This window comes from Pseudomonas massiliensis (assembly GCF_000826105.1).
GTDB lineage: Bacteria > Pseudomonadota > Gammaproteobacteria > Pseudomonadales > Pseudomonadaceae > Aquipseudomonas > Aquipseudomonas massiliensis.
This window is the reverse complement of the sequence record NZ_CCYK01000007.1, coordinates 843167-869647: the sequence shown is the minus strand read 5'-3', so window position 1 is coordinate 869647 and position 26481 is coordinate 843167. Positions and strand designations below refer to the sequence as shown.

Here is a 26481-nt window from a genome sequence, read left to right as displayed (position 1 = left end):
GAGAGATTACAGATTTCGCAGGGCCGCGACTACTGCGTCGCCCATTTCCTGCGTACCGACCTTGACGCAACCGGCCGACCAGATGTCTCCAGTGCGCAGGCCCTGGTCCAGTACCTTGCCCACCGCCGCCTCGATGGCCTCGGCCGCTTCGACCTGGTTGAAGCTGTAGCGCAACATCATGGAGACCGAAAGAATGGTCGCCAGGGGGTTGGCGATACCCTGCCCGGCGATGTCCGGCGCCGAACCATGGCAAGGCTCGTACATGCCCTTGTTGTTCGCATCGAGGGACGCCGAGGGCAGCATGCCGATGGAACCGGTAAGCATGGAGGCTTCGTCGGAAAGGATGTCGCCGAACATGTTGTCGGTGACCATCACGTCGAACTGCTTGGGGGCCCGCACCAGTTGCATGGCGGCGTTGTCCACGTACATGTGGCTCAACTCGACTTCAGGATAATCCTTCGCGAGGTCTTCCACCACTTCCCGCCACAGCTGACTGGATGCCAGCACGTTGGCCTTGTCCACCGAGCAGAGTTTCTTGCCGCGCACCTGGGCCATCTCGAAGCCCACCCGGGCAATGCGGCGGATCTCGCTTTCGCTGTACGGCAAAGTGTCATAGGCCTGGCGTTCGCCATTATCCAGCTCGCGCATGCCGCGTGGCGCGCCGAAATAGATGCCCCCGGTGAGCTCGCGCACGATCAGGATATCCAGGCCAGCGACGATCTCCGGCTTGAGCGACGAGGCGTCCGCCAACTGGGGATAGAGGATGGCCGGACGCAGGTTGGCGAACAGACCCAGCTGGGAGCGGATCTTGAGCAAGCCACGTTCCGGGCGGATGTCACGCTCGATCCGGTCCCACTTGGGGCCGCCCACTGCGCCGAGAAGGACCGCGTCGGCGGCGCGAGCGCGTGCCAGGGTTTCGTCTGCCAGAGGAACGCCATGGCGGTCGATGGCGGCGCCGCCGATCACGTCCTCGAACAGGGTCAGGCCCAGGTCGTAGCGTTCGTTGGCCAGGGTCAGCACCTTGACGGCCTCGGCCATGATTTCCGGGCCAATGCCGTCGCCAGGGAGAATCAGGATCTGCTTGCTCATGCGTGTTCTCATTCAAATGTTCAATGGCGCCATGGATTCATTCGCAACCTGGCGTTTGTCTGTTGGGCCCGGTCGCGCGCAAGCGCGGCTGCTGCCAGGACGGTTATTGACGGAACAACCAGGGCTGCGCGGCCCTGTGCCTGCTTTCGAAAGCACGGATGGCGTCGGCGTCCTGCAGGGTCAGGCCGATGTCATCCAGGCCGTGAAGCAGGCAGTGCTTGCGGAATTCGTCGATCTCGAAGCTGTAGGCCTTGCCGTCGGGACGGGTCACGGTCTGCGCGGCCAGGTCAACGGTCAGCTGGTAGCCCGGCTCGACCTCGACCTGCCGGAACAGCTTGTCCACCTCCGCGGCGCTGAGAATGATCGGTAACAAACCGTTCTTGAAGCTGTTGTTGAAGAAAATATCGGCGAAGCTGGGCGCAATCACACAGCGGAAGCCGTATTCGTCCAGGGCCCAGGGTGCATGTTCGCGGCTGGAACCGCAGCCGAAGTTTTCCCGGGCCAGCAGGATGCTCGCGCCCTGGTAGCGTGGCTGGTTGAGCACGAACTCCGGGTTCAGTGGCCGCTTGGAGTTGTCCTGGTAAGGCTGGCCCACGTCCAGGTAACGCCACTCGTCGAACAGGTTGGGCCCGAAACCGGTGCGCTTGATGGACTTGAGGAATTGCTTGGGGATGATCTGGTCCGTGTCTACGTTGGCGCGATCCAGGGGGGCGGCAAGGCCGGTGATACGGGTAAAGGCTTTCATGCTGCGCGCTCCTCGGACAATTCACGGACATCGACGAAGTGGCCGGTCACCGCGGCGGCCGCGGCCATGGCCGGGCTCACCAGGTGAGTGCGACCGCCCGCGCCCTGACGGCCCTCGAAGTTGCGGTTCGAAGTGGACGCGCAGTGTTCCCCGGCCTCCAGGCGATCCGGATTCATGGCCAGGCACATGGAGCAGCCCGGCTCACGCCATTCGAAGCCCGCCTCGATGAAGATACGGTCGAGCCCTTCACGCTCGGCCTGGGCCTTGACCAGGCCCGAGCCTGGTACCACGATGGCCTGCTTGATGGTGGAAGCTACCTTACGCCCTTTGGCCACGTCCGCCGCGGCACGAAGGTCTTCGATCCGCGAGTTGGTGCATGAGCCGATGAAGACGCGGTCCAGGCGGATGTCGGTGATCGGCTGGTTCGGCCGCAGGCCCATGTACTTGAGCGCGCGCTCTATGGAGCCACGCTTGACCAAGTCCGCCTCGGCGGCCGGGTCCGGCACATTCTGATCCACCGCCAGCACCATCTCCGGCGAGGTCCCCCAGCTGACCTGAGGCTTGATCTGGGCGGCGTCCAGGCGCACCACGGTGTCGAAATGGGCGTCGTCATCGGACTTGAGGCCTTGCCAGGCCGCAACGGCCTTGTCCCAATCCGCGCCGCTCGGAGCGAAGGGGCGCCCCTTCACGTAGGCAATGGTCTTCTCGTCGCAAGCTACCAGGCCAACCCGGGCCCCTGCTTCGATGGACATGTTGCAAATGGTCATGCGGCCTTCCACAGAGAGGTCGCGAATGGCGCTACCGGCGAACTCGATGGCATGACCGTTGCCGCCAGCGGTGCCGATCTTGCCGATGACCGCCAGCACGATGTCTTTGGCGGTCACGCCAAAGGGCAAGGCGCCTTCGACCAGAACCAGCATGTTTTTCATCTTCTTGGCGACCAGGCACTGGGTAGCCAGTACATGCTCCACCTCCGAGGTACCGATGCCGTGGGCCAGCGCGCCGAAGGCGCCATGGGTGGACGTGTGGGAATCACCACAGACCACGGTCATGCCGGGCAGGGTCGCACCCTGCTCCGGGCCGATCACGTGCACGATGCCCTGACGCTCGTCATTCATCTTGAATTCGGTGATGCCGTATTCATCGCAGTTGTCGTCGAGCGTCTGCACCTGCAGGCGCGACACCTGGTCGGCGATGGCCTCGATGCCGCCCTTGCGTTCCGGGGTGGTGGGCACGTTGTGGTCCGGCGTGGCAACGATGCTGTCGACGCGCCAGGGCGCGCGACCGGCCAGGCGTAGTCCTTCGAAAGCCTGGGGCGAAGTCACCTCGTGAACGATATGACGATCGATATAGATCAGCGCGGAACCATCGTCCCGCTGCTTGACCAGGTGGGAATCCCAGAGCTTGTCATAAAGGGTTTTACCGGCCATCGAAACAACTCCTCGTCAGGCATGACTTTGCACAGGGGGCGGCGGCGTTTTGTCGCGGCTCAAATAAAAACCCCAGGCTTGTGATAGACATGCTATGGCGTTAGATTCAATAACTCAAATTCATATTTTTTATATTCTGGATAACAACAAGGAATTCGAGTCCGTGGATCTGGCCAACCTTACTGCCTTTATCAGCGTCGCTGAAACCGGGAGTTTTTCCAATGCCGGCGAGCGCCTGCATCTTACCCAGCCGGCCATCAGCAAGCGCATCGCCGGCCTCGAAACCCAGCTCGACACACGGCTGTTCGACCGGCTGGGCCGTGAAGTAAGCCTCACCGAGGCGGGTCGCGCCCTGCTTCCCCGGGCCTACCAGATCCTCAATGTGCTCGAGGACACACGCCGCGCACTGAGCAACCTCAATGGCGAAGTCACCGGCCGCCTGACCCTGGCGACCAGCCACCACATTGGCTTGCACCGGTTGCCGCCCTTACTGCGGGCCTTCACCCGCCGTTACCCCAACGTGGCACTGGATATTCAGTTCCTCGATTCCGAAGTCGCCTATGAGGAAATTCTCCATGGCCGCGCGGAACTGGCCGTCATTACCCTGGCGCCGGAGCCTTACGGCCTGATCAAGGCCGTGCATATCTGGGACGACCCATTGGACCTGGTAGCGGCACCCGAGCATGCCTTGGCCCGGCAAGCCGAGGTATCGGTGGAGGACATCGCTCGCCACCCCGCCGTGTTCCCTGGAGGCAATACCTTCACCCATCACATCGTGCGGCATCTGTTCCAGGCGCGGGGGCTGACGCCAAATATCGCCATGAGCACCAACTACCTGGAAACCATCAAGATGATGGTATCCATCGGACTGGCCTGGAGTGTGCTGCCGCGCACCATGCTGGACGAGCAGGTGACTCGGCTTTCACTGCCAGGCGTACAGCTGAGTCGCCAGCTAGGCTACATCGTACATACGGAACGTACGCTTTCTAATGCCGCCCGCGCGTTCATGGCATTACTGGAAGCGGAGACTGTCCCTTCTTGAAAGCACCAGGCAATTGCCCGATCAAGGAAGCCCGGCCCCATGCCCAAGAGCCTCAACCCACGCGCTCGCTTGCCCCGCATCCAGGCAGTGGACCCCAAGGAAGCGGAAGCCGCCTGGGAGAACGCCTCACAACTGCTCGCCGCGCTCAATGGCGCGCGCCTGGGCGCCTGGTATTGGGATATCGAGCGCGGGCTGATCAATTGGTCCAGGGGCACCCAGGCCTTGTTCGGCTTCGACCCCAATGAACGCCTGGCGGCCGACATCGACTACCTGGATCTGCTGCCGGAGGAAGACCGCGGCCGTACCGTACTGGCCTTCGAAGCGGTGCTGCGAGGCGAGCCCCAGGATCATCCGATGCGCCATCGCATTCGCTGGCCCGACGGCAGCCTCCACTGGATCGAGATCAGTGGCAGCCTGGTAACGGGGCGGGACGGCCGGCCACACATGGTCGGTGTCGTCCGTGAGATCACCCTCCAGCGGGAGCGGGAAACCGCCCTCATGGCTTCGGAGCAACGTTTCGCCACACTCTTCCATCTGAGCCCTAACGTGGTCATGGTGACCCGCCGCAACGACGGCATGATCTACGAGGTCAACCATCACTTCGAGAAGGTGCTGGGCTGGCCCGTTGCCCAGGCGGTAAACCGCACCACCGAAGAACTCGAGTTGTGGGCCGACCCGCCCCGACGCCTGGAGTGGGTACAGGCCACGCTGGCCAACAATGAGCCAGTCACCCGGGAAGTGAGGCTGCGCACGGCGGCCGGACACTTGCGCGAGGGCATTCTGTGCAGCCAGAACATCGAGCTGGACGGCTACCCGTTCCTGCTCAGTACCTTCGTTGACACCACCGAACGCCTGCGCGCCGAGCAACTGCTCAAGGACAGCCAGGAGCGGCTGGACCTGGCCATTGAGTCGGCGCGGCTGGGGACCTGGGACTGGCACCTGCCCAGCGGCATGCTCTATGCCTCGCCCCGGGCCGCGGCGCTGCACAATTTGCCGGAGCAAGCCCTGCACGCGCCGTTCCGGGCATTTTTCGGGCGGCTGGCGCGCAAGGAGCGCGAAGCCTTGATCGAGCACTTCCGCGAGGTACTCAGCGGTGCCAGCCCTCATTACCAGGCCACCTACTGCGTACAACTGAACGACGGCAGCCATCGCTACCTGGAAACCCGGGCGCGTCTGTATCGCGACGGACAGGGGATCCCGACCCGGATGGCCGGCACCCTGATCGACATCTCTGACCAGGTGGGCCGGGAACACCGCCTGCAGAATTCCGAAGACAAGTTCATCCGCCTGTTCCAGGCCAGCCCCTATCCGGTGTGCGTGAGCGAGCAGGCCAGCGGTCGTTTCGTTGAGGTGAACTCGTCGTTCTGCGAAACCTTCGGCTGGACCGCCCGCGAGGTAATCGGCCGCACCGCCGAGGAATTGGAGCTGTGGTCCGATGACCATCAGCGCGATGCCCTACAAGACCAACTCAAGCGCTTCGGTCGAGTTCGACACCGAGAAGTCATTGGCCGACGCAAGACCGGTGAGCCGTTGATCCTGGAGATCACCCTGGAGCCGATTGCCCTGGAGCAGGGGCCGTGCCTGTTGATGACCGCCAGGGACATGAGCCAGTTGAAGAACGCTCAGGCGCAGATCCAGCACCTGGCCTACCACGACCCCCTCACCAACCTGCCCAACCGCGCCCTGTTGATGGAACGCATCAGCCAGCAAATCACCGTGCTCAAGCGCCATAACCAGCGCGGCGCCCTGCTCTTCCTGGACCTGGACCACTTCAAGCATATCAATGACTCCCTCGGCCACCCCGTGGGCGATACTGTGCTCAAGGTGATCACGGCGCGGCTGGAAGCCAGCGTACGCCTGGAAGATACCGTGGCCCGCCTGGGTGGCGACGAATTCGTGATACTCATCGGTGGGCTGGAGGGCAGCCGTAGCGAGGTGACCGAAGAAGTGCGCGCCCTGGCCGACACCCTGCGCGAACTGCTCGCGGAACCCATGTCGCTGGACGGTCATCGGCTACGGGTCACGCCCAGCATCGGCATGGCACTGATACCCGACCACGGCACCACGCCGGCGGACTTGCTCAAGCGCGCCGATATAGCCCTCTACCGCGCCAAGGATTCGGGGCGCAATACCGCGCAGATGTTCCATAGCGCCATGCAGAAGATAGCCAGCGAACGCCTACGCATGGAGAACGACCTGCGCCTGGCCATTGCCCGAGGCGAGCTGCATTTGTATTTCCAGCCCCAGCTCGACGCCCGGGCCGAACGGATCATAGGCGCGGAGGTGCTGTTGCGCTGGCTGCATCCTCAGCTAGGTCAGCAATCTCCTGCCCAATTCATTCAGGTGCTGGAAGAAAGCGGAATGATTCTGGATGTCGGCAACTGGATTCTCGATCAAGCCTGCGGCGCTTGCGCGCGCTTGCTGCAGGCCGGCCTGATCGATGTCGACGGCTTCAGCCTGTGCGTGAACATCAGCCCGCGGCAATTCCGGCAGGCGGATTTCGTCGACCGTATCGAGCGCAGCCTGCGTGACAATCAGTTGCCCTGCAGTCTGCTCAAGCTGGAAATCACCGAAGGCATCGTCATCCAGAACCTGGACGACACCATCAACAAGATGCGCGCGCTCAAGCGCATGGGGGTGACCTTCGCCATGGATGACTTCGGCACCGGTTATTCCTCCCTGACCTATCTGAAGCGCTTGCCCGTAGACACCTTGAAGATCGACCAGTCTTTCGTGCGAGATTGCACCCATGATCCCAACGATGCGGAAATCATCCGCGCGATTGTGGCGATGGCGCGCAGCCTGAACCTTACGGTAATTGCCGAAGGTGTCGAACTCAGCGAGCAATTGGAGTTTCTAGACCGCCTGGGCTGCCACCTGTACCAAGGCTACCTGTACAGCCGGGCCGTGCCCTTCGAGGAATTCCAGGCCATGTTGATCGGGGCATGAAAGGCCCCTCGATGGCCGAATGCAAAAAAAAGGGGGCGCCCCACCAGGCGCCCCCTTTTCACTTCTCGCGTCGAGCGATCAATGTTCCAGCACAGGCTGCTGCGTACCACCGATCGGGATGCGTTTTGGCTTGGCCTCTTCCGGCACGACGCGCAGCAGGTCGATGTTCAGCAAGCCGTTCTGCAAGGCCGCGGCCTTGACCTCGATGTGGTCGGCCAGACGGAACGACAGCTTGAAGGCCCGCTGGGCAATGCCCTGGTGCAGGTAGGTGACGCTGCTGGTGTCACCTTCGCGGTTCTTGCCGCCGGTGACGGTCAGCACACCTTTCTCGACCTGCAGGTCGAGGTCCTGCTCCTGGAAGCCTGCAGCGGCCACGACGATACGATATTCGTTATCGCCATGCTTCTCGACGTTGTAGGGTGGATAGCTGCTACCCGACTCATTGCGCAACGCCGACTCGAACAGATCGTTGAAACGATCGAAGCCAACGGAATGACGGAACAGTGGTGCCAAGGAAAATGCAGTGCTCATGACGATCTCCTGAGAGTTCAGCGAGTAGTTGAATCCGCGACCCGACTGCGGCATCGCGTACTAAACAGATATGGACTCGCCAAACACTTTCAAGACCGTTCGTCAGCTTTTTTCAAGCCAGGGCAGGTTCAGTCAGCCCCAGCAGGGCATCGATGCGCGCGCAATCGGTTTCCTTTCTGAGGGCCGAGAACAGCGCCACTGCTCTAGGGTAAGTGCGCGTCAACATCGCGACCCACTGCTTGAGGCGGCCGGGTGCATAGCGCGGTGACAGCTTCGCCGTGGCCTGGCCCCAGAAATCTTGCAGCATGGGCACTACCTGCTCCCATTCCATCGGCGTGATGGCCTGGCCCTGAGCTGCCGCGGCAATCTGCAGGGCCAGGTCCGGACGCGATACCAGCCCTCGGCCCAGCATGAAATGCGCCGCTCCGCTGATTTCACGGCAGCGCTGCCAGTCTTCCACTGTCCAGATCTCACCATTGGCATAGACCGGAACCTTCACCACGTCCTGCACCCGCGCCACCCATTCCCAGTGCGCGGGTGGCTTATAACCGTCGAGCTTGGTACGCGCGTGGACGACAATGCGCTCGGCGCCACCCTCGGCCAGCGCCCGGGCGCAGTCCATGGCACTGGAGGGGCTGGCATAGCCCAGACGCATCTTCGCGGTGACGGGAACATGGGACGGGGTATCCCGACGCACCTGGCTGACAATGGCATGCAGCAGTTCCGGCTCGTTGAGCAACACCGCGCCCCCTCGGGAGCGGTTGACTGTCTTGGCCGGGCACCCGAAATTCAGGTCGATCACAGGCGCGCCCAGCTCGCAGGCCACCGCCGCGCTATCGCCCAGAAGGTTGGGTTCAGACCCTAGCAACTGCACATGCAAGGGCGTACCCGAGCGGGTCTGGCTGCCATTGGCCAGTTCCGGCGCCAGCTTGAGAAAGCTCGAGGGTGGCAGGGCACGGTCCGAGACGCGGATGAATTCAGTGACGCACCAGTCGATGCCGCCGACCCGAGTCAGTACATCGCGCAGAATATTGTCGACCAGCCCCTCCATGGGGGCCAAGGCAAGTTGCATGGTTCAGGATCCGGGCGTAGGCAGAACGGCACAGCCGTAGCCATCGATGAATTCGCTGGGCATTCGCTTGGGCCGGCCACTGGAGAGCTCAATGCATACGAAGGTGGTCCGGGCGCGCAACAAGGTGGCGCCATCGCTGGGGCGTATCAACTGGAAACGGCGGTTCATTTTCAAACGCTGGTCCCAGTCGATGATCCAGGTCCCCAGGATAAGCTCGTCCCCTTCATGAGCGCTGGCCAGGTAATCGATTTCATGGCGCAGCACGGCCATGGCCCGGTCCAGCCGGTGGTACTCCGCCAGGTCCAGGCCCAGGTAGCTGGAATGACGCCAGGCGCAGCGTTCCAGCCAGGTGACGTAGACAGCATTGTTGGCATGGCCAAGGCCGTCGATATCGTCGACGGTGACGCGCAGATCGAGGGTGAAAGGTAACGGCAGATCCCAGTTCATATGCTCTCCTGCGCGCAACGTATACCGTAGGGCCGAAAAAACAAAAGGCCCATTCAATAATCGAATGAGCCTTGATTCCCGGAGATCGGGGTAAACGTGGCGTCCCCTAGGGGACTCGAACCCCTGTTACCGCCGTGAAAGGGCGGTGTCCTAGGCCACTAGACGAAGGGGACGCAAACCTTCGAGCAGGCCCGCCGTAGCGAACCCTGGCAAATTGGTGGAGCTAGACGGGATCGAACCGTCGACCTCTTGCATGCCATGCAAGCGCTCTCCCAGCTGAGCTATAGCCCCAAATTTAACGCCTGGCGGCGTGTACCACCCAAGGGTGATACAGGTAAAGTGGCGTCCCCTAGGGGACTCGAACCCCTGTTACCGCCGTGAAAGGGCGGTGTCCTAGGCCACTAGACGAAGGGGACAGACCTTCTTTCCGACCGGCCTGGTGACCGGCTTGCCCTAGATCTACAACAGCACCTCGGGCGAGGAATTTGGTGGAGCTAGACGGGATCGAACCGTCGACCTCTTGCATGCCATGCAAGCGCTCTCCCAGCTGAGCTATAGCCCCACAGCGCGGCGCTTTGTTTCAGCACCATGTCGTGGACGGGGCGCATATTAAGACGCTCCCCCTACCCTGTCAAACTAATTTTAAGAAATTCATGAAAAATTTCTCCCGGCATTCAAAGGCTTAGGGAAGCGGCCTGGTCCTGCAGGGGCTGGAGGCCAGGCCGGACGGCGCCGGGCCGGCCTCCATGCTCAGGTAAAGGGATCAGCCCAGCTCAGCCAACAGCTTTTCCCACTCCTTGTTTTCCTTCTTCGAAACGCCACCGAGCAGGTCCAGTGCCTGGCGCAAGCGATAGCGGGTCAGGTCCGGCCCGAGGATTTCCATGGCATCGAGCACCGAGACGGAACTTGCCTGTCCGGTAATGCCGGCGAACATCAGCGGCATGGCGTCACGCAACTTGAGGCCAAGCCCATCGACCACAGCTTGGATGCAGGCGGTGATGCGATCCTTCTCCCACTGCCGCAGGGCCTCCAGTTTCCACAGGATCAACTGGATGACCTGGCGCACCTGATCGGGGCTCAGCTTCTTCGACACGAACAGCGACGGATCCAGGCGCACGCCACCTTCGAAGAAGAAACCACCGAGTGGCGCGATCTGGCTGAAGGTTTCGACCCGACCCTGCACCAGGGGGGCGATCTTGAGCAGGTACTCCGGTTTGAACGCCCACTTCTGCACGCGAGCGGCGAACTCCTCAACGGGCAGCTCGCGCAACCATTGCCCGTTCAGCCAGGACAGCTTCTCGATGTCGAAGATGGGCCCGCCCAGCGAAACCCGCGAAAGGTCGAAGTGCTCCACCATTTCCTCCAGGGAGAACTTCTCGCGCTCGTCCGGCATGGACCAGCCCATGCGGCCGAGGTAGTTGAGCATCGCCTCGGGCATGAAGCCCATGCGCTCGTAGAAGGTCACCGAGGTGGGGTTCTTTCGCTTGGACAACTTGGACTTGTCCGGGTTACGCAGCAGGGGCATGTAGCACAGCTGCGGCTGCTCCCAGCCGAAGTACTCGTACAACTTCATCAGCTTGGGTGCCGAGGGCAGCCATTCCTCGCCGCGCAGCACGTGGGTGATGCCCATCAGGTGGTCATCCACCACGTTGGCCAGGAAGTAGGTAGGCAGGCCATCGGTCTTGATCAGCACCTGCATGTCCATGCGATCCCACGGGATCTCCACGTCGCCCCGCAGCATGTCCGGCACCACGCAGATGCCCTCGCTGGGCACCTTCATGCGGATCACGTGGGGCTCCCCCGCAGCCAGGCGCCGCTGCACTTCCTCTGGGGAAAGCAAGAGCGCGCGGCCGTCGTAGCGTGGTGTTTCGCCGCGGGCGATCTGCTCGGCGCGCATCTGGTCCAGCTCCTCGGCCGTGCAGAAGCACGGGAAGGCATGGCCGGCATCGACCAGTTGCTGGGCGTAGCGACGGTAGATGTCGCCGCGCTCGCTCTGCCGATAAGGGCCGTGTGGGCCGCCTACGTCCGGGCCTTCGCTCCATTCGATGCCCAGCCAGCGCAAGGCGTCGAAGATCTGCTGCTCGGATTCACGGGTCGACCGCAGCTGGTCCGTGTCCTCGATACGCAGAATGAATTCACCACCGTGCTTTTTGGCGAAGCAGTAGTTGAACAGGGCGATATAGGCCGTGCCAACGTGGGGGTCGCCGGTGGGCGACGGCGCGATTCGGGTGCGAACAGTGCTCATGAGAGGTCTCGGACAGGATAGTACAAAACAGCAGATCTTAGCAGGCCGGGCCGACTAGGCCCAAGGGGTGCGCGATTCACGTTTCCGCGTGGGAGGCAGCGCTAGCTGCCGAACGATCTCGGCCCAGCCGCCTGAACATTCGCCAGCTTCGCTGGCTCCCCCCCCTCAAACAGCGCGCACTATCCAGTGGGAGGCAGCGCTAGCTGCCGAACGATCTCGGCCCAGCCGCCTGAACATTCGCCAGCTTCGCTGGCTCCCACCAGCGATCCACGGGACGCTCGTCTCAAACCGCCAACAGCCGCTCCCGCAACTTGGCGATCTCGTCGCGGGTCTGGGCGGCAGCTTCGAACTCCAGGTCGCGGGCCAGTTGCAGCATCTTTTCTTCCAGCTGGCGGATGCGCTTGTTGATCTCGCTGGGGCTGCGCAGCTCGGCTTCGTACTTGGCACTTTCCTCGGCGGCCTTGGCCATGCCCTTGCGTTTCTTGCTCTTGCCGCCAGGGATGTTGGCGCCTTCAAGAATGTCCGCGATGTCCCGGACCACGCCCTTGGGCACTATGCCATTGGCTTCGTTGAACGCGATCTGCTTCTCGCGGCGCCGCTCGGTTTCGTTGATGGCGCGTTCCATGGAGCCGGTCATGGCGTCGGCGTACAGGATCGCCCGCCCATTGAGGTTTCGGGCCGCGCGTCCGATGGTCTGGATCAGCGAGCGCTCGGACCGCAGAAAGCCTTCCTTGTCAGCATCCAGAATGGCTACCAGGGCTACCTCAGGCATGTCCAGGCCTTCGCGGAGCAGGTTAATGCCCACCAGGACGTCGAAATTGCCCAGGCGCAGGTCGCGGATGATTTCCACTCGCTCCACGGTGTCGATGTCCGAGTGCAGGTAACGCACGCGTACGTCATGATCGGCCAGGTAATCGGTAAGATCCTCGGACATGCGCTTGGTCAGGGTAGTCACCAGTACCCGTTGATCGAGCGCCACCTGCTTGCGGATTTCCGAGAGCAGGTCGTCCACCTGGGTGGAGGCCGGGCGTATCTCGATCTGTGGGTCCACCAGGCCGGTGGGGCGCACCACCTGCTCCACCACCCGGCCGGCATGCTCCTGCTCGTAGGGCCCAGGGGTGGCGGAAACGAAAATGGTCTGCGGCATCACCGCTTCCCACTCATCGAAGCGCATGGGCCGGTTGTCCAGGGCCGAGGGCAGGCGGAAGCCGTATTCCACCAGGGTTTCCTTGCGCGAGCGGTCACCCTTGTACATGGCACCCACCTGGGGAACGCTCACGTGGGATTCGTCGATCACCAACAGGGCTTCGGGTGGCAGGTAATCGTACAAGGTGGGCGGCGCCGCGCCCGCGGGCCGGCCCGAGAGGTAGCGCGAGTAGTTCTCGATGCCGTTGCAGTAGCCCAGCTCCAGCATCATCTCCAGGTCGAAGCGGGTACGCTGCTCAAGCCGCTGCGCCTCGACGAGCTTGTTCGCCTTACGCAGGTAATCCAGTCGTTCTTCCAGCTCCACCTTGATGTTCTCGATGGCGGAAACGATGGTTTCCCGAGGCGTCACGTAGTGAGTCTTCGGGTAGAGCGTATAGCGGGGCAGGCGCTGGATGACCTCGCCCGTCAGCGGATCGAAGGACGAGATGTTTTCGATCTCGTCGTCGAACAGCTCGATCCGAATGGCTTCCAGGTCCGATTCGGCGGGGAACACATCGATCACATCACCGCGCACACGGAAGGTCGCGCGGGCAAAATCGATCTCGTTACGGGTGTATTGCAGCTCGGCCAGCCGGCGCAACAGCTCGCGCTGGTCGAAGCGGTCGCCCCGGTCCAGGTGCAGCACCATGCGCAGGTAGGTTTCCGGACTGCCCAGGCCGTAGATGCAGGAAACCGTGGTCACGATGATCGCGTCCTTGCGCTCGAGCAAGGCCTTGGTCGCCGACAATCGCATCTGCTCGATGTGGTCGTTGATGGACGCATCCTTTTCGATGAAGGTGTCCGACGACGGCACATAGGCTTCCGGTTGGTAATAATCGTAGTAGGAGACGAAGTACTCCACGGCATTGTTGGGAAAGAACGCCTTGAACTCACCGTAGAGCTGGGCCGCCAGCGTCTTGTTCGGCGCCAGGACCAAAGTAGGCCGCTTCACCTGGGCAATGACGTTGGCAACGCTGAAGGTCTTGCCGGAGCCGGTCACCCCCAGCAATGTCTGGTGGGCCAGGCCGGCATCGATGCCTTCCACCAGCTGACGGATCGCCTCCGGTTGATCTCCGGCGGGCCGATATTGGGTAACGAGCTGGAATTCCGACATGACTGACCTCGTGAACCCTTGCGGGCTGTATCCATGAACAGTACTTCGGGCCTGACGAAGCCGTCAAATCACGACACAAGCGCCACGACCCCGTACCGGTGTTTCAGGGTGTAAAAAAAATCGAACAAGCTGTCGCCTAGCCTCGGCTTGCCCTCTATACTCAACGACCGTTGGCGCACCGCAAAGGTGCGGACTTCTCATCCTCCACTTACAGAGCCACGGTCCATAATGAGCCTGTTTTCCGCTGTCGAATTGGCGCCCCGCGATCCCATCCTCGGCCTCAACGAAGCCTTCAATGCCGATACCCGCCCTGACAAGGTCAACCTGGGTGTAGGCGTTTACTACAACGAAGAAGGCAAAATCCCGCTCATGCGCGCGGTGATCGAGGCTGAACAGGCGCGGGTCGCCCAGCAGGCGGCTCGTGGCTACCTGCCCATCGACGGTATCGCCGCCTACGACAAGGCCGTGCAGACCCTGCTCTTCGGTGCCGATTCAGCGCTGTTGGTCGAGGGCCGCGTGGTCACTGTACAGGCCGTTGGTGGCACGGGCGCGCTCAAGCTGGGCGCGGATTTCATCAAGCGGCTGCGCCCCGAGGCCGTGGTCGCCATCAGCGACCCGAGCTGGGAAAACCACCGCGCGCTCTTCGAAACCGCCGGCTTCCCGGTCCGTGACTACCGTTACTATGATGCGACCAGCCATGGGGTGAACCGTTCCGGCTTGCTGGAAGACCTCAACGCCCTGCCCTCCGGGTCGGTGGTGGTGCTGCATGCCTGCTGTCACAACCCCACCGGCGTGGACCTGAGCCGCGACGACTGGCAGCAGGTGCTGGACGTAGTGCGCGCCAAGGCACATATCCCCTTCCTGGACATCGCCTACCAGGGCTTCGGCGACGGCATCGCCGAGGACGCCGAGGCTGTGCGACTGTTCGCGCAGGCAGGGCTGACCTTCTTTGTGTCCAGTTCCTTCTCCAAGTCCTTCTCGCTCTATGGCGAACGGGTAGGGGCGCTGTCCATCGTCACCGCCTCCAGGGACGAAAGCGCCCGGGTACTGTCCCAGGTGAAGCGCGTGATCCGCACCAACTACTCCAACCCGCCCACTCACGGCGCCATGATCGTGGCTACGGTGCTGAATACGCCGGAACTGCGTGCTCTGTGGGAAGGCGAACTGGCGCAGATGCGCGGTCGCATCCGCGAGATGCGTCTGGAAATGGTCGATCGCCTCGACAAGCTGGGCGCGGCTCAGGACTTCAGCTTCATCAAGCAACAGCGGGGCATGTTCTCCTACTCCGGCCTGACCACCGCTCAGGTGCATCGCCTGAGAGACGAATTCGGAATCTACGCCCTGGATACCGGCCGTATCTGCGCCGCCGCCCTCAACGCCCATAACCTGGGACCTGTGACCGAAGCCATAGTCAAGGTGCTATAAGAGCGCTTCCCTCGCCGGCCTGTGCACCGTGGCAGCTGGCGAAAAAGGGTTAGCGGATAATGCCCATTGGCCAGCTTTCGCCGATGCCCGCAGCGTTGACTTTACGAGGGTTATCAGTAAGATACCCCTCGTTGTTCCGCGATAGCTCAGTCGGTAGAGCAAATGACTGTTAATCATTGGGTCCCTGGTTCGAGTCCAGGTCGCGGAGCCAACCTCCCCTCGCTATCCTTCCTTTTTTCCTGACTTTCAGCCAAGCCCACACCAAGCGGATACCGCTGTCGGTACCAATCCCGGCCGCTCATCTGAATCGCTCAGGGCGCTTCCCCCAGTTCGAAGAACAGGCCATCACTCCATACACCCAGCAGTGACTGCCCGTTGGCCACCCGAACGACGGCCAGGTCTACCAACTGGTAAAACACGTTGCGATGGATCAGCGCATCGAGCTGATCCCGTACACGAACATAAGGGGACGGCTCGCCCGTGACCGGGTCGGTATCCACTCGCAATGGATGCTCAGCGCCGGCGACGAAACGGTTCTCCACGTTGTCAGTGAAATGCAGTCGCTGCGCTTCGCCCTGCCCTTCGACTTCCAGGGCTACCGCAACGAAGGGCGCATCCTCGACCCGAATGCCGACCTTCTCCACAGGGGTAACCAGGAACCACAGATCCTTCTCCCGCTTCAGGACGGTGGAAAACAGGCGCACCATCGGCTGCCGAGTAATGGGGGTTCCCTGGTAGTACCAGGTGCCGTCTCGGGCGATGCGCATGTCGATGTCCCCGCAGAAGGGCGGGTTCCACCGATGCACCGGCGGCAACCCGGCGGCCTTGGGGATCTGGCCAAGCAATGAGTCTGCTTTCACCGGGTCACTCATGGTCCTGCTCCTCACTCGCTCATGCCCAACAAGCGCTGAGCGTAGTCCTCCATGGGCGGGCCAAGCAAATCTTCCGGCTTATTGTCATGGAACGTCAGCAAGCCCCCGCGACTGCGGATGGTGGCGGTGTCGATGAGATAGCGGGTGCTGGTTTCGATCAGCATCATCTGTACCACACCGCTGTCGATGCCCAAGCGGTCGATGGCCTCCTGGTCGGACCATTCATCCAGGTTGCCGATGCGGTCGTCGGCCCGTGCGAAACGGGTATAGAGCACATAGTGTGCCCCTACGCCTCGCGCTTCGCTCAAGGCCTGTTCCAGGCCTTCAGGCTGAGCGGCGCGACGAACCATGGGGAAATACTCGACGAAGCCGCGAAAGGCTTCCTCCGCGACCACGTTCGGTCGTGGATAGGCGCCGCCTGGCGGCATGAAGGCGCCCTGGGCGATGTAGATGAACGAGTCGGGCTGCAAACGGAAGTTGGTGGAACGGCGGGTCTGGCTGTGATCCAGCACGCCGGCATCACTGAGTTGATCCTTGGCGACCATCCCCATGTCGCTGACGCTCATGCAGCCGCCCAGCATCGACAGCACCATTACCCCTACTGCTGCTCGCACCCTACGCATCATTCTCTCCAAAGCCGTGACGGAAACCCGGCGAATGCCAGCCTGGATGCAGCTTTTGCGCCAATCCGCCGCAGCCATCAAGGGCGCGGCAATGCCTTGCGCATCGATTGCACATGGAAAATGCCAAGAAGCAGGATTTGCACGCGGTCCAGCCAGGGATGAGAACGGTGCCGCAGCAGGGCGCTAACGGCGAGCAGTTCAAGGATATGCAGCCCCAGCAGGCCGATACCGGCCAGCAGCATCCAGGCCGAAAACGGTTTTGGGAAGGCATTGAGCAGGTTGACCAGGAACAACCACCAGAACACCAGGGTAAGAGCCTTGGCCACCCCGGTCGCCAACCTTGGAAGATTTATCATTGAAGCGGCCTCGCGACACGATCATAAAGGCGTACCTTACTGAAAATGCCGCGAGGCGTCTGCTCAACGGTTCAGGTGCAGCTCGACCCGGCGGTTCTGGGCGCGGCCGGCATCGGTCTCATTGTCAGCCACAGGCTGGCTTTCGCCGAAGCCTTCGCTGCTGAGCTTGGCCTGCGGTACACCCTGTTGGACCAGGAAGTTCACCACGCTGGCGGCACGACGCTCTGACAAGCCCTGGTTATAGCCATCGCTGCCTACGCTGTCGGTATGCCCGTCGACCTTCACGCTCACCACATCGGCAGCGGTTAAACGACCCAGCAAGGCGGTCAGCTGGCTTTGCGCCTCGGCGGTCAGATCAGATTTGTCGAACTCGAACAGCACATTGCCCGCGTCATTGAGCGTAATGACTTCTTCCTTGGGCGCGGGCGCTGGCGGTGGCTCGGCGGCGACTGGCGGTGCCGGTATCACGGGAAGTGGGCAACCGTTATGGGACACAGGCGTGCGTGCCGGTGTATCCGGGCAGCGGTCGCGACGGTCGAATACGCCGTCTCCGTCGGCGTCGCCATCCTGGGCAAAACAGATCAAGCCACCGGCCACCGCGCCGGCGAGCCCTCCCCCGGCGGCCCAGGCGCTGCTTTCCAGCGCGCCCAGACCTGCGCCCGCAACGCCCCCCAAGGCACTGCAAATAGGCCAGTTCCCCTGGTTGAGCGGCGCGGTTCCATCACTGCGCGAGGCACAACCAGTCAGAACACTGCTGACCAGAAGAACGGGCAACAGCGCCCGCACGATCATTCTCATCGTCGAAACTCCTGTGTCGCCGGCCGATGCCGGTATGAGGATTAAAGCGCAAGGCAGATCAGTCTGCCGAAATACAGGCAAATTGATTGCGCACTAGGCGCGAAGTTTCGTGAGCGCTAGTCTTTGTTTTCGTAATACAAGGAATGCCTCATGAGCAGTTCAACCCAAACGCCCCAGCAAGCCATCGCGGCCCTGCTCCAGGAACAACAGCCGACGCGCTTGCTGGTGCTCTCGGCCAGCGGTTTTCCGGCCCTGGACGCCTTCATGGACGCTTACCCGGACACGGCCCTGGGGCTGGCCGGCCCCGGTCGACTACCGGCGGAACTGGCGGGCCGCCGTTTCGACCTGGCCTTGGTGGTAGATTGCCTGGAACATCTGAGCCTACGGGAAGGCCAGGAATTGCTCGGCGGTGTCCGCAATCTCAACAGTGGTCGCCTGGCGGTGCTGGCTGACCTGCAGGCCAGCCCGTGGAAGGAAACGGATTTCTACGCCCTTGCCCTGCAGAAGATGGCCACCTTCGTCCGGGACGAGCAAACCCTTGGCCTGTTCACTTATGACGTTCGTCAATACAAGCAAGCGCCGGACTGGCTGAACGCTCGCTTCTGGGCCAACCCTCAGCACTTTGGCAAATATTGGTGGTAAGCATGACAGTAGCCGTATGCCCCTGCGGCAGTGGTAACCAACTTGAACTGTGTTGTGGCCGGTTTCACCTGGGCCAGCCCGCCCCGGATGCCCAGCACCTGATGAGATCCCGCTACAGCGCCTATGTGCTTGGGCTGGTGGACTACCTGGTAGCGACCACCCTACCCGCCCAGCAAGCCCGGCTGGATCGCCAGGCCATGGCTGCCTGGAGCGCGGAAGCGACCTGGCTGGGATTGCAGGTGGAAGCCGCCGAGGTCATCGGCGGCAAGCCGGAACACGCCTTCGTGACCTTCGTGGCCCGCTGGCACGACCAGGGTGGAGAGCACAGCCACCGGGAACGCTCGGCCTTTGTCCAGCACGACGGGCGCTGGTATTTCATCGACCCCACCGTGCCACTGGCTGCCGGGCGCAATGATCCCTGCCCCTGTGGCGGCGGGCAGAAATTCAAGAAGTGCTGCGCTGGGTATCTTTCCAATGCCGCGTAGGCGTCGGGGGGTGGCAGTGGGAGCCAGCGAAGCTGGCGATTCGTACCCGTAATGAGGGCTGTTCGGCAACATTGCTACCCTCAGGGTGAGCCGAGCCCTCTGGGTCACGCCAGCTTGAGGTGAGACGTATCCGGAGGCGGCGGCGCGGCAGTAGCAGGCCGGCTACCGAGTTCCGCGCCCACGGGTGCCAGGCTCAGCCCGGAGAGATCGACCCTAGGCGCAGGGGCCGGGGCAGCATCGGGTTGCATCAAGGCACCCGGCTCGGCAATTTCGTAGGCCGGGGCATCGACTTCAGCGAAGGCAGCCATGTAGTTGTCCCTGGGCACCACCTTGGCACGGGCCGTCGGGGCCACTGCGGGAGGCGCTGCCAGTTCGATGGCTTCAACCTCGGCCGTGGGCGCGGTCGCGGGCATGGCCTCCACCTGGGCCCAGGCGCCTACCTTGGCCATAGCCTGGCGAAAGCGTTCGGCCGCCGCCAGCTCAAGGTGCGCCTTGAGCACGAGGCGGCGCCCTGAGAACAGCAACTCGGTGCGCTCGGCGTCCGCGCGGAACAGACGGCCCACGTCGGCCTTGACGGTGTCGGGATCATGGCCCGGCAGGCATTCACCGCGAAAGGCTATTTCGTACAAGGGCATGCTATGGTCTCCTGCAATGGGCTGGATGCGAGCGGACATGAAAGCATACCCGCCCAGCCAGCCAAGGGAGACGGTAGATGCGATTGGCGCGATCCATGGTACAGCTCGTCGGCCTGGCAGTTCTGCTTGGGCTGGGCGGCTGCGCCACCTGGCTTACCGGCAATTATGACGACCCAGAGGTACACCTCAAGCGCGTCGAGGTGGTAAAGGCCCGACTGCTTGAACAGCGTTTTCGCCTGCGCTTCGAGATTCGTAACCCCAACGACCAGGCCTTGCCTGTGCGCGGGCTGACCTACAAGGTTACCTTGGAGGGCATTCCCCTGGCCGAAGGCGAGGACGACAGCTGGTTCAGCGTGCCGGCCAACGAACGGGCGGTACACGTGGTGGAAGTGCGCACCAATCTCTGGGAGCACCTCAAGCCCCTGGCCAGGCTGCTGCGCCATCCCGACCGTCCGCTGCACTATCAGCTGGAGGGAGAGCTGCGCACCGGGGTATTATTCGGCCACAACCTTACCCTGCGGCGAACCGGTGAAGTCACCCCCGCAGGCTTGCTTCCGGAGTAGTAATCAATGTCGCAGCAACCACACGTGCATGGGCCCGATTGTAATCACGACCATGATCATGGCCATCACGACCACGGCCATGTGCATGGCCCGCACTGCAACCATGGCCCCCAGGAGCCTGTACGCAACGCCTTGAAGGACGTCGGCCGCAACGACCCCTGCCCTTGCGGCAGCGACAAGAAATTCAAGAAGTGCCACGGGGCCTGATTCTTTCCTGACGCACAACGAAGAAGCCCTGGCGACGCCAGGGCTTTTTTGTCACTCCGTTTTGCTCTGCACCGCGCCGGCGGTGTTGTCCATCAGGCTCTTGGTGGCCGTCTGGATGAACGCGTCAAGCTTGTTGCGAAGCGCGGGTGCGTCCGCCGTCTCCGGGATCAGCTCCGCCTTGGGCTCGCGACCCAGGGTATAGCGGTAGAGCTTGGGTTCCATGTCCCGGGACTCGATCAGGATGCGGTCGCCGGTAACGATGGCCACGCTCTGCTCGCTTCCGGAAGGCTTGATGACACCGAAGCCCTGGTCACCCTGCTGCAGGTTGAGCAGATCGCGGCCCCAGCACTGGTGCTGCGCTTCCCCGCCCAGCCGTCCCATGATGGTGGGCACGATGTCGATCTGGGTGCCCACGGTGTGATTCACCGCGCCGAACTTGTCCTGAATGCCCGGGGCGATCAACAGCAACGGTACGTTGAAGCGGCTCAGGTCCATTTCAGTCAGTTGCCGCTCGTTGCCGAAACCGTGGTCACCGACGATCACGAACAGGGTTTCCTTGTAGTACGGCGACTGCTTGGCCTTCTTGAAGAACTGGCCCAGAGCCCAGTCCGAGTAGCGCATGGCGGTCAGGTGCTGGTCCAGGCTGCCACGGCCGGTGACCGGCTCCACCGGGAGATCCTTCGGCAAGGCGTAGGGCGTATGGTTGGAGAGGGTTTGCAGCAGGGCATAGAAGGGCTTGCCCTGGGCGGACAGCTTGTCCAGTTCCTCGTTGCCGCGGCTGAACATGTCCTGGTCGGAAACGCCCCAAGTCGGGTCCGAGAACACCGGATTGACGAAGTCGTTGCGGCCGATGAAGGTGGTCATGCCCTGGTTGCTGAAGAAGCCGGACTGGTTGTCCCAGGCGAAGTCACCGTTGTAGACGTACACGTCATTGTAGTCGCGCGGGCTGAGCATCGCCGGCAGGCCGGAGAGCTTGTGGCTGCCTTCGGGGGTCTGCATCAGGTACTCGAAGCCTGGCAAGTTCGGGAAGCACCCCATGGTGGCGAACATGCCCTGGTGAGTATGGGTGCCGTTGGAGAAGAAGTGGTCGAACAACAGCCCCTCCTTGGCGAGTTTGTCGAAGTACGGAGTGATGCCGGCCTGGTCGCCAAGCGCGCCCACCGAATGGCCAGCGAAGCTTTCCATCAGGATGACCACCACGTTGCGGATCGGCAGGGTATTGCCCACGGGCGGCGTGAATACCCGACGCACCGCGGCGGTGTCGGCATCGACCAGGCGCTCGTTGCTGGTCAGCAGCATGTCGCGCACGGTGCGGGTGGCCTGCGCCTGGGGCAGCGTGGCGTGCCAGATGTTGTCGCGGTCTTCGGACATCCGGCTCTTGGCGGCGCTGATCAGGGTGAGGATGCCGTTGAGGCCCAGCTGGTTGGCGAAATTGGAGTCCGTGGTGTAGGCATCACCCCAGCGCAGGGGCGGGCCCTGGCGCAGGGTGCCACGGGCGGCGACCACCGCGATCAGCAGCAGCACCACGAACACGCCGACACGGGCGTACCAAGGGGCGACGCGGCCACCTGCCCGGGTATCGACCGATGGGCGGGTGGCCCGGCCAATGCCCTTGAATACCAGACTCAGCAGCCAGGTCACCAGGGCCCACGCCAGCAGGTAGCGCACCACCGGGTAGCCGTACCAGATCATGCTGAGAACGGTTTTCGGATCTTCCTTTACATACTGGAACACCAGGCCATTGAGCCGCTGGTGGAACTCCCGGTAGAAGTCCATTTCCAGCAGGCCGGCGAACAGCGCCAGGCTGGAGGTAATGGTCAGCCAGGCGCGAAACAGGCCACGGCTGGCCATGGCCCGGGCGCTGAGCACGGCCAGCAGCAAGGGAATGAGCAGGTATACCGTCAGGCGCAGGTCGAAGCGCAGCCCGTTGGTGAAGGCTTCGACCAAGGCCGAGGTGCTGGCATCGCCGGCCGAGTCGAGGTTGTAGGCCAGCAAGGCCACGCGCAGGCCGCTGAGCAGGACCATGATGGCAAGCCCGCTGAGCAGGAGATAACCCAGGTGGGCTTTGAGCGAAGGCTGCAACGAGCGCTTGGATGTGCGGTCAGCGCGGGGGACTTCCAGGGTAGCCATGTGTCGTCGGGTATCCGTAGAGGGTGGGCGGGAGGTCGCGGAGCGGGCCGGAATTCTGCAGCCTGACGGATGAAAAATTCGTGGCCCGCGCCGCGGCCGGCTTAGTCGTTGCTGGGCTTGCCGATGGCCTGGAGCACATACTGCGGCAAGGCGAACGCCCCCAGGTGGATTTCCGGGTTGTAGTAGCGGGTCACGATGCCGCTGCCGGCATAGCGTGCCCGGAGCACGTCCAGCGACAGCTTGCGGTAGTCGGGCCGGGTCGCGCCCCAGGCGAAGGTCATGGCGCCGCCGATGTAGGTGGGCACGGCGGCGTGGTAGAAATGCCAGTCGGCGAATAGCCCACGCAGGCGGCTGGCAGTGGTTTGTACGCCTTCGCGCTGCATGAAGGGCGTACCGTTCTGGGTTACCAGGATGCCGCCCTCGTTCAGACAGCGGTGGCACGCCTGGTAGAAGTTCTCGGTGAACAGCACCTCTCCCGGGCCGATCGGGTCGGTGGAGTCGGAGATGATGACGTCGTAGCGTTCCTGGGTGGTGGAGACGAAACGCATGCCGTCGTCGATCACCAGGTTCAGGCGCGGGTCGTCGAAGGCGCCATTGGAATGGTTGGGCAGGAACTCCTTGCACATATCCACCACGGTGGCGTCGATTTCCACCATGGTGATGTGCTCGACGCCCGGGTGACGCGCCACTTCACGCAGCATGCCGCCGTCGCCGCCACCGATGATCAGTACCCGCCGCGCTGCGCCATGGGCCAGGATCGGCACGTGGGTGAGCATTTCGTGGTAGATGAATTCATCCGCCTCGGTGGTCTGGATGACCCCGTCCAGGGCCATCACCCGCCCCATCACCGGGTTCTGGAAGATCACCAGGTGCTGGTGGTCGGTACGCACTTCATGGAGCAGCTTCTCCATGCGAAAGCGCTGGCCGTAGCCTTCGTAGAGAGTTTCCTGGTATTCGCTCATGTATGTGCCCCCTGACTGTCCACGGCAGCCGATGGCCGCTCGGGTGAGAAAGGGGCGCATTCTACGACGTCGCCCGCGCTCTGGCGAACACGACGCATGAAACTTGGTTAGGGAAGATTGCCCCGGGCGCCGTTAGGGTAATTTTTCTAACGGCAGGCGGCCCTGGGACCAAGGATGGCCCAGATGATCAACCCCAATATCGGCACGATGGCGATCAGCAGGATCCACAGCACCCGGATGCCGACCTCTTCTCCACTGCGCAGCACGTGGACGATCGCCCACAGGTCCAAGGCCAGTACCACCAGGCTGAACAGGCTATTGAAAGTGGCGCCCATGCCGCGCTCCTTGACGACGCAATTTATTTCCAGCGAACCAGGCCAGGCCTCGAGCTGCTCAACCGGCAGCCGCCTCGGCCCGGGCCGCTTCCAGCGCCGGCGCGGCGTAGATGCTCAGCGCCTCGCACAGGCCGCGGACCCGCTCCAGGTCGTTGCCATACACCAGCACCGCCTGCAATTCAGTATCCAGCACTCGGCTGAAGTTGAGCAGCACATAGCCCCCGGCTTCCCGGTTCATGCTGGAAAGCTGGATCTGCAACCGATTCAGGGCGGTGACCGCGTCTGCCTTCTGTAGCTGGCGCGGCTTGAGGTTGAACGGCACCTGCGGGCCGAAAGACCCCATGATCTGCTCCAGCAGCTCGGGGTAGGTGTCAGCCTGGAACAGCACGGTATCCGGCAGGCTGCCGACCACCACCCATTCGCCCAGGGGGATGGGGAAGCTGTCGTCATAGTTGACGTCGGGATTCGCGGCCAGGAAAGCGTCCGGATCCGCGTAGGCATCGGCTGCCTCCGCGGCGATTCGAGCGATGTCTTCCTCCTTCATGCAGCCGGAGCTGATACAGGTAAGGAGTTCGGTCAACTGGCTTTGCATGGCGGCTTATCGGCTAACAATGGGGAGGCGCAGGATAGCAGAACCTCACCCTTAGGGCTTCCAGGCGACGCTCAGTCGGCCACCAGGGCTTGCAACTGCGCCTGGGTATCCAGTGCACCCATGGCCCGCGCCGCGCCCAAGGCATCGACGCCGGCCAGGTCACGGGCGCTCAGGTCAGCCCCGGCCTCGAGGAACAGCTTCACCAGCTCTGTGCGGTTGAACATCGCGGCCATCATCAGGGCGGTACGGCCGTCGGCGGCACTGCCGTTGACCTTCGCGCCACCGGCCAGCAGCCGACGCGCCATCTCCAGGTTGCCCTTGAACGCCGCGCCAGCGAGTGGCAGTTGGTTCTTGCCGTTGGGAATATCAGGATGAGCACCGGCCTTCAATAGCACATCGACCGCCTCGAGGTGGCCATGGTAGCTGGCAAGCATGAGCAAGGTATCGCCGTTCTGATTCCGCAGATCCGCCGGCAGCCCCTTTTCAAGCAGTTGCCGCAGGGTAACTGCGTCGCCCTCACGGGCAAGGTCGAATACCTGCGCGGCGAGTTCGCCAAGCTGGTCATCGCTCACGGCTGGGGTCGGGATGGAATTTGCCATGGAGAGCTCCGGCTGAATGAATAGGTAGCCAGTGTTCTGGAGACTGGGACCGTCGGTCAACAGCGTGGCTCAATGCTGCCAGTTAAGGGAACTAATGGGCAAAATGATGTCATACCTGTATCCCTTCATACGCTCCCCTCACCGCCTCTGCAAATGTGATGTCCATCACGCAAAATGCATCCTTGACCGCTGCGTATCTTGCAAGATGCACGATGGAGTAAAAATCCTCATTCCCTCAACCACCTGATTTTACTGGGGTTTCCTGAGTCTTCGCAGTTGGCACGGTGGCTGCAATACCCTATGCATAGCCTGCCCATTGATGCTTAGGAGTCGCCAGATGGATTTCCTTCAAGAAAAATTCGCTAGCCTGTTTTCCGAATACGACGTGGTGACCCAGCCACGCCCGGATGGCGCCGTCCTGCTGACCCTGCGCGATGGTGAAGGCCGCCAGATGCGCCGCTCGATCTCGTACTCGCAGCTCAACACTCCAGAGCAACTGTCCTGGGTCATCAGCGCCATTCGCCGTGATCTGGCCGGTGAGGTCAGCCAGCTGCCGGACATCCATCTGCTGCAAAGCCAGAACCGCTTTGCCCTGCCGACCTATCATTCGGTCTGAAGCTGGAGCGGACCGCAAGGCCATCACGGTGGGAGCTAGCGCCAGCTAGCGAAATGGCTTCCCTGAAAGAGCGCCATTCGCCAGCTTCACTGGCTCCCGCAGCGTATTCAGAAGTGGCCTGGGTCGATCGCCGCGAAGCTGTCGACGATTGGATGATTGGCCTGCAAAGAGGTTCCTCGCGCCAGGCCACAAGTTTTCATGCCGGCCAACCGTGCCGCATCCAGTTCCGCGGCGACATCCGATAGAAACAGAATTTGCTCCGGTGCCAGGTCGATCGCGGCCGCGATACGGCCATAGGAGTGCGCCTCACGCTTGGGTCCGCTGGTAGTGTCGAAATAACCAGAGAAGAGCCCGCTCAGGTCCCCAGCTTCGGAACAACCGAAGATCAGCTTCTGCGCCTGGATAGACCCGGACGAATACACATATAACCCATAGCCACTCCGATGCCAGCGCTCCAGAGCGGCCACTGCGTCCGGGTAGACATGCCCCTTGAGTTCGCCCTGGGCATAGCCTTGCTGCCATACCTGGCCTTGCAGAGCCTTCAGCGGCGTGACCTTGCGATCTTCTTTCATCCAGCCCAGCAGCAGTTCGAGGGTGCGTTCCAGGTCGGCGCCAGGCTCGCCGGCTTCTTCGCGCGCGGCCGCCAGCGCCTGGGCGACCTCAGGCTCGGCCTCATGCTCGTGCACAAAGGCCGGCAGCCGGGCGGCCGCATAGGGAAAGAGCACGTCATAGACGAAGCTGACCGCGCTGGTGGTGCCTTCGATGTCGGTAAGAATGGCCTTGATGGGCATG

General features: G+C 62.5%; 27 protein-coding genes and 5 tRNA genes. 9 read left to right on the top strand and 23 right to left on the bottom strand.

All coding sequences use genetic code 11. The annotated features are described in order from the left end of the window. Positions 1-6 precede the first annotated feature (6 nt). The 3 genes from leuB to leuC all read right to left on the bottom strand — a co-directional run bounded on the left by leuB (position 7) and on the right by leuC (position 3264). Entirely contained in the window at positions 7-1089 is a 1083-nt protein-coding gene (leuB, locus tag BN1188_RS14895; protein ID WP_040262215.1) for a 3-isopropylmalate dehydrogenase, read from the bottom strand. A 103-nt stretch (positions 1090-1192) separates the two neighbouring features. Further along, positions 1193-1834, bottom strand: a complete 642-nt coding sequence (leuD, locus tag BN1188_RS14890; protein ID WP_040262214.1) for a 3-isopropylmalate dehydratase small subunit — start codon at positions 1832-1834, stop codon at positions 1193-1195. After that, positions 1831-3264 (bottom strand): 3-isopropylmalate dehydratase large subunit, encoded by a 1434-nt coding sequence (gene leuC, locus BN1188_RS14885; RefSeq protein WP_040262213.1) that lies wholly within the window; start codon positions 3262-3264, stop codon positions 1831-1833. Before leuC ends, leuD begins: the two co-directional genes overlap by 4 nt. A 163-nt stretch (positions 3265-3427) precedes the next feature. Between leuC and BN1188_RS14880 the strand changes: the two genes are divergently transcribed. Together BN1188_RS14880 and BN1188_RS14875 are read left to right on the top strand one after the other, a co-directional pair. Further along, complete coding sequence (locus tag BN1188_RS14880) at positions 3428-4306, top strand: LysR family transcriptional regulator (protein WP_040262212.1); 879 nt, start codon at positions 3428-3430, stop codon at positions 4304-4306. 39 nt (positions 4307-4345) lie between these two features. After that, the gene (locus BN1188_RS14875) at positions 4346-7255 is read left to right on the top strand and encodes a sensor domain-containing protein (protein ID WP_040262211.1); all 2910 of its coding nucleotides are present in this window, start codon (positions 4346-4348) and stop codon (positions 7253-7255) included. A 78-nt stretch (positions 7256-7333) separates the two neighbouring features. Here BN1188_RS14875 and BN1188_RS14870 read toward each other — a convergent pair whose 3' ends face one another. The 9 genes from BN1188_RS14870 to uvrB all read right to left on the bottom strand — a co-directional run bounded on the left by BN1188_RS14870 (position 7334) and on the right by uvrB (position 13849). Then, positions 7334-7786 (bottom strand): Hsp20 family protein, encoded by a 453-nt coding sequence (locus BN1188_RS14870; RefSeq protein ID WP_040262210.1) that lies wholly within the window; start codon positions 7784-7786, stop codon positions 7334-7336. 112 nt (positions 7787-7898) lie between these two features. After that, complete coding sequence (locus BN1188_RS14865) at positions 7899-8858, bottom strand: tRNA dihydrouridine synthase (protein WP_040262208.1); 960 nt, start codon at positions 8856-8858, stop codon at positions 7899-7901. Positions 8859-8861: 3 nt separating this feature from the next. After that, positions 8862-9305: an acyl-CoA thioesterase gene (locus BN1188_RS14860; RefSeq protein WP_040262207.1), complete on the bottom strand. Its 444-nt coding sequence runs from the start codon at positions 9303-9305 to the stop codon at positions 8862-8864. A gap of 97 nt (positions 9306-9402) precedes the next feature. Next, positions 9403-9478 (bottom strand) — tRNA-Glu (locus BN1188_RS14855). A 42-nt stretch (positions 9479-9520) separates the two neighbouring features. Beyond that, positions 9521-9596: transfer RNA gene (locus tag BN1188_RS14850), tRNA-Ala, on the bottom strand. 49 nt (positions 9597-9645) lie between these two features. After that, positions 9646-9721 (bottom strand) — tRNA-Glu (locus BN1188_RS14845). Between the two features lie 70 nt (positions 9722-9791). Continuing rightward, positions 9792-9867, bottom strand: a tRNA-Ala gene (locus tag BN1188_RS14840). A 201-nt stretch (positions 9868-10068) separates the two neighbouring features. Continuing rightward, entirely contained in the window at positions 10069-11550 is a 1482-nt protein-coding gene (gene gltX / locus BN1188_RS14835; protein WP_040262206.1) for a glutamate--tRNA ligase, read from the bottom strand. A gap of 283 nt (positions 11551-11833) precedes the next feature. Beyond that, a complete protein-coding gene (uvrB, locus tag BN1188_RS14830) occupies positions 11834-13849 on the bottom strand; it encodes an excinuclease ABC subunit UvrB (protein ID WP_040262205.1) in 2016 nt (671 codons plus the stop codon). Between the two features lie 228 nt (positions 13850-14077). On the opposite strand from uvrB, the gene BN1188_RS14825 reads away from it, so the two are divergent. Then, positions 14078-15274, top strand: coding sequence for an amino acid aminotransferase (locus BN1188_RS14825; protein WP_040262204.1), 1197 nt, complete (start codon positions 14078-14080; stop codon positions 15272-15274). Positions 15275-15409: 135 nt separating this feature from the next. After that, positions 15410-15485: transfer RNA gene (locus BN1188_RS14820), tRNA-Asn, on the top strand. A 100-nt stretch (positions 15486-15585) separates the two neighbouring features. Here the strand turns inward: BN1188_RS14820 and BN1188_RS14815 are convergent. The 4 genes from BN1188_RS14815 to BN1188_RS14800 form a co-directional block, all read right to left on the bottom strand. Next, a complete protein-coding gene (locus BN1188_RS14815; RefSeq protein WP_040262203.1) occupies positions 15586-16146 on the bottom strand; it encodes a DUF1285 domain-containing protein in 561 nt (186 codons plus the stop codon). Between the two features lie 11 nt (positions 16147-16157). Beyond that, positions 16158-16772 (bottom strand): DUF4823 domain-containing protein, encoded by a 615-nt coding sequence (locus BN1188_RS14810; RefSeq protein WP_408633606.1) that lies wholly within the window; start codon positions 16770-16772, stop codon positions 16158-16160. A gap of 74 nt (positions 16773-16846) precedes the next feature. After that, the gene (locus BN1188_RS14805) at positions 16847-17125 is read right to left on the bottom strand and encodes a DUF1145 domain-containing protein (protein WP_040262202.1); all 279 of its coding nucleotides are present in this window, start codon (positions 17123-17125) and stop codon (positions 16847-16849) included. A 63-nt stretch (positions 17126-17188) separates the two neighbouring features. Further along, complete coding sequence (locus BN1188_RS14800; RefSeq protein ID WP_040262201.1) at positions 17189-17923, bottom strand: PA1041 family peptidoglycan-binding anchor lipoprotein; 735 nt, start codon at positions 17921-17923, stop codon at positions 17189-17191. Positions 17924-18073: 150 nt separating this feature from the next. On the opposite strand from BN1188_RS14800, the gene BN1188_RS14795 reads away from it, so the two are divergent. Further along, positions 18074-18565, top strand: a complete 492-nt coding sequence (locus BN1188_RS14795; protein ID WP_040262200.1) for a DUF6231 family protein — start codon at positions 18074-18076, stop codon at positions 18563-18565. Positions 18566-18567: 2 nt separating this feature from the next. Next, a complete protein-coding gene (locus BN1188_RS14790) occupies positions 18568-19050 on the top strand; it encodes a YchJ family protein (RefSeq protein ID WP_040262199.1) in 483 nt (160 codons plus the stop codon). Positions 19051-19154: 104 nt separating this feature from the next. Here BN1188_RS14790 and BN1188_RS14785 read toward each other — a convergent pair whose 3' ends face one another. Next, entirely contained in the window at positions 19155-19685 is a 531-nt protein-coding gene (locus BN1188_RS14785) for a hypothetical protein (protein ID WP_040262198.1), read from the bottom strand. Positions 19686-19780: 95 nt separating this feature from the next. Here BN1188_RS14785 and BN1188_RS14780 point away from each other — a divergent pair, with 95 nt between their 5' ends. Beyond that, on the top strand, positions 19781-20248 hold the full coding sequence (locus BN1188_RS14780; protein ID WP_040264011.1) for an LEA/WHy family protein: 468 nt from the start codon (positions 19781-19783) through the stop codon (positions 20246-20248). A 6-nt stretch (positions 20249-20254) separates the two neighbouring features. Beyond that, positions 20255-20455 (top strand): SEC-C metal-binding domain-containing protein, encoded by a 201-nt coding sequence (locus BN1188_RS14775; protein WP_084596234.1) that lies wholly within the window; start codon positions 20255-20257, stop codon positions 20453-20455. 51 nt (positions 20456-20506) lie between these two features. On the opposite strand, the gene BN1188_RS14770 is transcribed toward BN1188_RS14775, so the two are convergent. The 5 genes from BN1188_RS14770 to BN1188_RS14750 all read right to left on the bottom strand — a co-directional run bounded on the left by BN1188_RS14770 (position 20507) and on the right by BN1188_RS14750 (position 25073). Next, positions 20507-22585 (bottom strand): LTA synthase family protein, encoded by a 2079-nt coding sequence (locus BN1188_RS14770; protein WP_040262196.1) that lies wholly within the window; start codon positions 22583-22585, stop codon positions 20507-20509. A gap of 101 nt (positions 22586-22686) precedes the next feature. Beyond that, complete coding sequence (gene speE / locus BN1188_RS14765; protein ID WP_040262195.1) at positions 22687-23547, bottom strand: polyamine aminopropyltransferase; 861 nt, start codon at positions 23545-23547, stop codon at positions 22687-22689. Between the two features lie 146 nt (positions 23548-23693). Continuing rightward, positions 23694-23882 carry a PLDc N-terminal domain-containing protein gene (locus BN1188_RS14760; RefSeq protein ID WP_040262194.1) on the bottom strand — a complete coding sequence of 63 codons (189 nt, stop codon included), beginning with the start codon at positions 23880-23882 and terminating at the stop codon, positions 23694-23696. Between the two features lie 58 nt (positions 23883-23940). After that, positions 23941-24474, bottom strand: coding sequence for a hypothetical protein (locus tag BN1188_RS14755; protein ID WP_040262193.1), 534 nt, complete (start codon positions 24472-24474; stop codon positions 23941-23943). Positions 24475-24545: 71 nt separating this feature from the next. Then, positions 24546-25073, bottom strand: a complete 528-nt coding sequence (locus tag BN1188_RS14750; protein WP_040264008.1) for an ankyrin repeat domain-containing protein — start codon at positions 25071-25073, stop codon at positions 24546-24548. A 337-nt stretch (positions 25074-25410) separates the two neighbouring features. Here BN1188_RS14750 and BN1188_RS14745 point away from each other — a divergent pair, with 337 nt between their 5' ends. Further along, complete coding sequence (locus BN1188_RS14745) at positions 25411-25689, top strand: DUF3509 domain-containing protein (RefSeq protein ID WP_040262192.1); 279 nt, start codon at positions 25411-25413, stop codon at positions 25687-25689. 107 nt (positions 25690-25796) lie between these two features. On the opposite strand, the gene mtnC is transcribed toward BN1188_RS14745, so the two are convergent. Beyond that, positions 25797-26480 (bottom strand): acireductone synthase, encoded by a 684-nt coding sequence (gene mtnC / locus BN1188_RS14740; RefSeq protein ID WP_040262191.1) that lies wholly within the window; start codon positions 26478-26480, stop codon positions 25797-25799. Position 26481 lies beyond the last annotated feature (1 nt).

Bases quoted from the DNA above. Each gene is read 5' to 3' on its own strand.
- leuD (WP_040262214.1), bottom strand. From the start codon at position 1,834: ATGAAAGCCTTTACCCGTATCACCGGCCTTGCCGCCCCCCTGGATCGC.
- BN1188_RS14775 (WP_084596234.1), top strand. From the start codon at position 20,255: ATGTCGCAGCAACCACACGTGCATGGGCCCGATTGTAATCACGACCAT.
- BN1188_RS14745 (WP_040262192.1), top strand. From the start codon at position 25,411: ATGGATTTCCTTCAAGAAAAATTCGCTAGCCTGTTTTCCGAATACGAC.
- BN1188_RS14865 (WP_040262208.1), bottom strand. From the start codon at position 8,858: ATGCAACTTGCCTTGGCCCCCATGGAGGGGCTGGTCGACAATATTCTG.
- speE (WP_040262195.1), bottom strand. From the start codon at position 23,547: ATGAGCGAATACCAGGAAACTCTCTACGAAGGCTACGGCCAGCGCTTT.
- BN1188_RS14790 (WP_040262199.1), top strand. From the start codon at position 18,568: ATGACAGTAGCCGTATGCCCCTGCGGCAGTGGTAACCAACTTGAACTG.
- BN1188_RS14815 (WP_040262203.1), bottom strand. From the start codon at position 16,146: ATGAGTGACCCGGTGAAAGCAGACTCATTGCTTGGCCAGATCCCCAAG.
- BN1188_RS14860 (WP_040262207.1), bottom strand. From the start codon at position 9,305: ATGAACTGGGATCTGCCGTTACCTTTCACCCTCGATCTGCGCGTCACC.
- gltX (WP_040262206.1), bottom strand. From the start codon at position 11,550: ATGAGCACTGTTCGCACCCGAATCGCGCCGTCGCCCACCGGCGACCCC.
- BN1188_RS14750 (WP_040264008.1), bottom strand. From the start codon at position 25,073: ATGGCAAATTCCATCCCGACCCCAGCCGTGAGCGATGACCAGCTTGGC.
- BN1188_RS14810 (WP_408633606.1), bottom strand. From the start codon at position 16,772: ATGATGCGTAGGGTGCGAGCAGCAGTAGGGGTAATGGTGCTGTCGATG.
- mtnC (WP_040262191.1), bottom strand. From the start codon at position 26,480: ATGCCCATCAAGGCCATTCTTACCGACATCGAAGGCACCACCAGCGCG.
- uvrB (WP_040262205.1), bottom strand. From the start codon at position 13,849: ATGTCGGAATTCCAGCTCGTTACCCAATATCGGCCCGCCGGAGATCAA.
- BN1188_RS14800 (WP_040262201.1), bottom strand. From the start codon at position 17,923: ATGAGAATGATCGTGCGGGCGCTGTTGCCCGTTCTTCTGGTCAGCAGT.
- leuB (WP_040262215.1), bottom strand. From the start codon at position 1,089: ATGAGCAAGCAGATCCTGATTCTCCCTGGCGACGGCATTGGCCCGGAA.
- BN1188_RS14755 (WP_040262193.1), bottom strand. From the start codon at position 24,474: ATGCAAAGCCAGTTGACCGAACTCCTTACCTGTATCAGCTCCGGCTGC.
- BN1188_RS14760 (WP_040262194.1), bottom strand. From the start codon at position 23,882: ATGGGCGCCACTTTCAATAGCCTGTTCAGCCTGGTGGTACTGGCCTTG.
- BN1188_RS14785 (WP_040262198.1), bottom strand. From the start codon at position 19,685: ATGCCCTTGTACGAAATAGCCTTTCGCGGTGAATGCCTGCCGGGCCAT.
- BN1188_RS14780 (WP_040264011.1), top strand. From the start codon at position 19,781: ATGGTACAGCTCGTCGGCCTGGCAGTTCTGCTTGGGCTGGGCGGCTGC.
- BN1188_RS14770 (WP_040262196.1), bottom strand. From the start codon at position 22,585: ATGGCTACCCTGGAAGTCCCCCGCGCTGACCGCACATCCAAGCGCTCG.
- BN1188_RS14825 (WP_040262204.1), top strand. From the start codon at position 14,078: ATGAGCCTGTTTTCCGCTGTCGAATTGGCGCCCCGCGATCCCATCCTC.
- BN1188_RS14875 (WP_040262211.1), top strand. From the start codon at position 4,346: ATGCCCAAGAGCCTCAACCCACGCGCTCGCTTGCCCCGCATCCAGGCA.
- BN1188_RS14870 (WP_040262210.1), bottom strand. From the start codon at position 7,786: ATGAGCACTGCATTTTCCTTGGCACCACTGTTCCGTCATTCCGTTGGC.
- leuC (WP_040262213.1), bottom strand. From the start codon at position 3,264: ATGGCCGGTAAAACCCTTTATGACAAGCTCTGGGATTCCCACCTGGTC.
- BN1188_RS14795 (WP_040262200.1), top strand. From the start codon at position 18,074: ATGAGCAGTTCAACCCAAACGCCCCAGCAAGCCATCGCGGCCCTGCTC.
- BN1188_RS14805 (WP_040262202.1), bottom strand. From the start codon at position 17,125: ATGATAAATCTTCCAAGGTTGGCGACCGGGGTGGCCAAGGCTCTTACC.